The sequence below is a fragment of the Haladaptatus sp. HS23 genome, from assembly GCF_056892285.1.
The window spans coordinates 1-4,490 of record NZ_JBXGLH010000041.1; the positions used below are offsets into that span (position 1 = coordinate 1).

General features: G+C 52.6%; 5 protein-coding genes and 2 pseudogenes. 4 read left to right on the plus strand and 3 right to left on the minus strand.

Annotated elements, in window-relative coordinates; all coding sequences use genetic code 11:
* Positions 1-326, minus strand: a 326-nt coding sequence (locus tag AC1XDK_RS30595; RefSeq protein ID WP_483353806.1) for a hypothetical protein, incomplete at its 3' end; no start/stop codon positions are given.
* Positions 327-816: 490 nt separating this feature from the next.
* Between AC1XDK_RS30595 and AC1XDK_RS30600 the strand changes: the two are divergent.
* From AC1XDK_RS30600 to ddfA, 3 genes and pseudogenes are all read left to right on the plus strand, one after another.
* Positions 817-898, plus strand: a pseudogene (locus AC1XDK_RS30600) (IS6 family transposase); the annotation flags it as partial.
* A gap of 98 nt (positions 899-996) precedes the next feature.
* A pseudogene (locus AC1XDK_RS30605) lies at positions 997-1,307 on the plus strand (DDE-type integrase/transposase/recombinase); the annotation flags it as partial.
* 279 nt (positions 1,308-1,586) lie between these two features.
* Positions 1,587-1,889 carry a DdfA family disk-determining factor gene (gene ddfA / locus AC1XDK_RS30610; RefSeq protein WP_483353807.1) on the plus strand — a complete coding sequence of 101 codons (303 nt, stop codon included), beginning with the start codon at positions 1,587-1,589 and terminating at the stop codon, positions 1,887-1,889.
* A gap of 27 nt (positions 1,890-1,916) precedes the next feature.
* Here ddfA and AC1XDK_RS30615 read toward each other — a convergent pair whose 3' ends face one another.
* The gene (locus tag AC1XDK_RS30615) at positions 1,917-2,756 is read right to left on the minus strand and encodes a TrmB family transcriptional regulator (protein WP_483353808.1); all 840 of its coding nucleotides are present in this window, start codon (positions 2,754-2,756) and stop codon (positions 1,917-1,919) included.
* A 1,246-nt stretch (positions 2,757-4,002) separates the two neighbouring features.
* On the opposite strand from AC1XDK_RS30615, the gene AC1XDK_RS30620 reads away from it, so the two are divergent.
* On the plus strand, positions 4,003-4,197 hold the full coding sequence (locus AC1XDK_RS30620; protein ID WP_483353809.1) for a hypothetical protein: 195 nt from the start codon (positions 4,003-4,005) through the stop codon (positions 4,195-4,197).
* Positions 4,198-4,212: 15 nt separating this feature from the next.
* Here AC1XDK_RS30620 and AC1XDK_RS30625 read toward each other — a convergent pair.
* Positions 4,213-4,490, minus strand: a 278-nt coding sequence (locus tag AC1XDK_RS30625; protein WP_483353810.1) for a HalOD1 output domain-containing protein, incomplete at its 5' end; no start/stop codon positions are given.

Consider the following 4,490-nt stretch of genomic DNA (forward strand, 5'->3'; position numbering starts at 1 on the left):
GAAACAACCACCGGCACGGAAACAACCACCGGCACGGAAACAACCACCGGCACGGAAACCACCACCGGCACGGAAACCACCACCGGCACGGAAACAACCACCGGCACGGAAACCACCACCGGCACGGAAACAACCACCGGCACGGAAACCACCACCGGCACGGAAACCACCACCGGCACGGAAACCACCACCGGCACGGAAACCACCACCGGCACGGATACAACCACGACCCCGACCACGACCACGGACACCACCACAACCCCGACAACGACCACGACCACGGACACCACCACAACCCCGACAACGACCACGACCACGGACACCACCACAACCCCGCCCAAAAAGCATCCGAAGTATTGCAAAAAGCATCGGAAGTGTTGCAAAAAGCAGCGAAAGTGCCGTAAAAAGCATCGGAAGCACTGCAAAAAGCATCGAGAGTGCCGTAAAAAGCATCGAAAGCATCGCAAAAAGCATCGAAAGCATCGCAAAAAGCATCGAAAGCACTGCAAAAAGCATCGGGAGCACCGCAAAAAGAGGCGGAAGCACCGCAAAAAGAATCAGAAAAACTGCAAAAAGAGGCGGAAGCACCGCAAAAAGCATCGGAAAGACTGCAAAAAGAAAGACCGACACAAAAAGAAATCCGACGATAACTGTGAGGACGACAACACTGAATAGTAACCGGTGAATGGTTCATAGAGTTTTTCGCACTGTGATGCTGGTGCTATCCGGAATATCTCCGCGTTCATCGATCTAGTGCTTTGCTCAACCGAGAACTGCTCAGCGAGACGTTGGAGACAGCGAATTGTGAATGGTGGGAGCGGGTGTTCGTTCAGAGAGACAAAAACAATCCTCCGACTCTTCGGCGTAGAACAGTCACATCAAGCGATTTTTCAGTGGTGTATCGTGTGACTCTCAGAGTTTCTGACCCGCCGCCGTTCACGAGAGCAAAGCTCTCGTGTGCTAGCCAGAAGTCAGTGGCTTCTGGTGATGGCGCAGACAACGCGGGTCGCAGTGGACGAAACCGCTGTCAAAATAAACGGCGAGTGGTTTTTTGCGTGTCCACTGCAATTACCACCGAAACAAAAATGCTCCATGACGTCGCTGTGTTTGATCGGTATGGCACTGATTCAGCGACTGCGTTTCTGTCTGACCTGGCCGAGAAACATGATTGCTCAGATGCCGTGTTTTTAGTCGATAGCTACGGTTACCAGACTGCCCTCTTTCGAGTTGGGTTGAGCGGTCAGCTTGACTACATGGAACGAACCCTCACCGAAAAGTGGTTTCACACGCTCCAGATATACATTGATTGAACACTACTATTTGCTTCTGACGACTGCACCAGTTACACACTGGATAAGAATATCTATGAGGTACCAAAAGCACAATAGAGTTGTTGGTCCCTCTTTCCAACACCTACTAAAATTGTAAACGGCAGTGGATAGCACCTGGAATTTCCGATCAAACCGATCAGCATGCACTCCGTTCGCCAAGAATGCTGAATTTCCGAGTCAGAAGTCAGATGCAACTCTCTTGTCACCCATATTCTCACAGAACGTTTTTGATAACCGCTCCCATAGTGTTCACACATGAATGATGAGGATTCACTAAGCGCTGATGATGGGGTGCCACACGAAGCAATTCACAACCAGTACGAGTGGTCAGCAATCGAACCGAGCACCGCTGTCGTCGAAACCGTTGCCCAGGCAGCACACTGTGACCAGCAGGAGCTCAGTCCACTCTACGAGTGGATTGATCCCGAAGCCTTCGATGCGATGATTGCACCCCCACTGGCACGGGCCACCGATACGACTGCGTCGATCTACTTCACCTACACGGGCTACTCCGTCACTGTCCACAGCACTGGCACCGTTCACGTTGCCCCCACCTAAGAACTCTCGCTGCTGTCGCACCGAGGACTACTCGTCCGCAGTCGTATCAGGATCGTGTCGCGGTGGTAATCCCGTCGCCATCAATCGCCGGGTAATCACCACAATCCCATTGTCGAATCCTCTCCCAAACACTGCCTTTTCTGTTTCAATCCCACCAGTGTCCGTCTCATGCACCGAGCTCACGAGAATCGTGTTCTTGTCAATCAACAGCAGCCGACTGATCGTCGTATTGTCGTTGGGCTCAACGGGTGAACTGTGCAACCACTCTAACCCAGAGACGAACACTTCTACATCGGGCAGTGCCTCTGCAATTTGCTCACGAAGCTCCTCGGTTTGTGTGCCAACCAGCACATCAAGACCGGTGTCCAGCGCTTCTTGGAGCTGTTCAAGCAACCCGTCAGTAATAACCTCGTCCCGCCCGACGATGAGCACGATCTCTCGTCCGGCAGCATCGATGAGTTGCTGGGTGCGATTGGTAATCGCGGCCGTTCCCGAGAGCGCCCACACTTCGTGGGTGATTTCCTCATCACCGCCGTTCGATTCTGCAGGCTCGATCGCGGTCATTGCCTCGATGAGTGTGTCCGTCCGTGATGTGTACTCCTGGCGCAATGTCTCGGCGGCTTCCTCGATCGGCACGGCGCGGAATTGCTGGGGATTCGAATGTTGGATCTCGACGAGTCCCTTGGTTTCTAACACTCGGATTGCATCATAGACGCGTGTTCGCGGAACTTCGGAGGTTTCGCTGATCTCTTTGGCTGTCCCTTTCGGGAGGCGTGCTAACGCTACGAAACACCCTGCTTCGTACTCTTTCAAGCCGAGTTGTTGGAGCAATTCGATCGATTGTTGTTGATTAGATAAGTCCTTCATGGGTCCCAACCATTGGTCTGGTAGTACCGGAGTTGTCCATACCGTTCTGTCGTCGCCCGTAAGTCAGTTGTTGTTGTCTCACCCAGCGAGCGTGGTCGACAGACCGATTCACCATCAATTCATCTTGTTTCTCAAGACGTATCAAAGGCACTCATCCCCAAACAGTCAGTTTGCTGATTCACCAGCCAATGCGATATTCACTTAGATAATCACAGAAGGGCGGTCCTGAAAACGCAACTCATTGCGATATTGTTGCTGATTTCACAGCAAGTGGATGGCTTCTCGATTGGTACGCGCTCGATGGAATCAGAGGGTGGCTATGTATATTTCTCCAGTCATAAATCAGATATGTAATCAGTAACCCACATAATCACAGCAGGGTTATACAGGACGAGCCCAAAGGACGACATGGTACGGAGTTTTGACGGGTCCCAACCAATCGTCACTCCGTACCTGAACTGCCACCTTTGTGGTAGTTTTTGAAGACAAGCAATCGTCGGGTGGCTCACTATTTGTGGAGGTGTATCGCCATTTCAAAGCGGGCTTGGGGCTCTCATGTTTATTCATCCTCGCATGTCCTGGAGAGTATTACCAGGGCTCTGAAACCGAAGGAATGTGGCCAGTCGATTTTTCACACTGGCACCGCCACTGCTTCACAGATGCGTCTGGTGTATCGATTCACCTTTCCCGCCGAGCACATCAATCTCGTGAGTCCATATCTTCGTGAGTCAAATTCCGTTCTCGAGTTCGCCACCCTTGGCGACCCTGCTGAGAACCTCTTGCCTCAGTTCTGGGCACACGGCCCCGAACGCGAGCTGCTCGCAAGTCGTCTCGCTAACGACCGAGCAGTCACTGACCTCTCTCAACACGCTCGGTGTTCTGACCGAGTGTCCTACCGCGTTCAATGGGATCTGAGCGCCGATGCAGTCACGCCGCTTGCCAAGCTTGTGACAACACTTCACGAGCAGGAGGCAACTATGCTGTTCGGGCGTGTTACACCCTCAGAGTGGCTGTGTCTCCTTCACTTTCCATCTCGAGACGCGGTGATTCACTTCTATACCGAGTCTGGGGTTTCACAGTCCCGGCTTGATCACCACACTGATCTCGAATTGCAGAATCCCATCCCAAATCACTGACCGAGGAGTGATGTCAGATTCGCATCCGCCTGTGGCTTTCGTGGCCATTGTTAACTGGAAAGCCTGTATCTACCGGTGCACTCTTACCGGTGAACTCTGTTTGCTAGCATATGGCAGAGTTTGTCGTTCACTTGGAAGAGCAGGCGGAACTCGAACTGGACACGCTCGACGTCGGTGTCAAAGAAGACGTGATCGCCTTCGATATGACAGGCACGATTCGAGACATCGACAACGATCTCCTCACCGAGTTGGCGGACACAACACTCCGCCCAACCGAGATTCACTTCGCAACCGCTGACGACTAGCGCTACGATCGAGTTCTACTCGTCGTCACTCGGCGAGCGTTCGCTGTCCGTCTCAGGTTCGGTGTGGTGGAGACTGATCGTGCCACTGCTATCGATCCTAACGTGATAGGCGTCATAATTGAACACAACACGGCCATCAGTATCACGCGGTGTCTCATCGGGCCGTGGCCTGAACAAGGCATCAAGGGCCTCCGGATCGATGAACTCAGCGAGAAGTGCTATAGTAGCCGTTAGAAATTTCTGCCCGGATAACGTTGAGTGTTCTAATGGACCATCTTGACGATATTTCCGTC

Excerpts from the sequence above, each read along its gene's own strand:
- ddfA (WP_483353807.1), top strand. The coding sequence starts at position 1,587 with ATGAATGATGAGGATTCACTAAGCGCTGATGATGGGGTGCCACACGAA.
- AC1XDK_RS30615 (WP_483353808.1), bottom strand. The coding sequence starts at position 2,756 with ATGAAGGACTTATCTAATCAACAACAATCGATCGAATTGCTCCAACAA.
- AC1XDK_RS30620 (WP_483353809.1), top strand. The coding sequence starts at position 4,003 with ATGGCAGAGTTTGTCGTTCACTTGGAAGAGCAGGCGGAACTCGAACTG.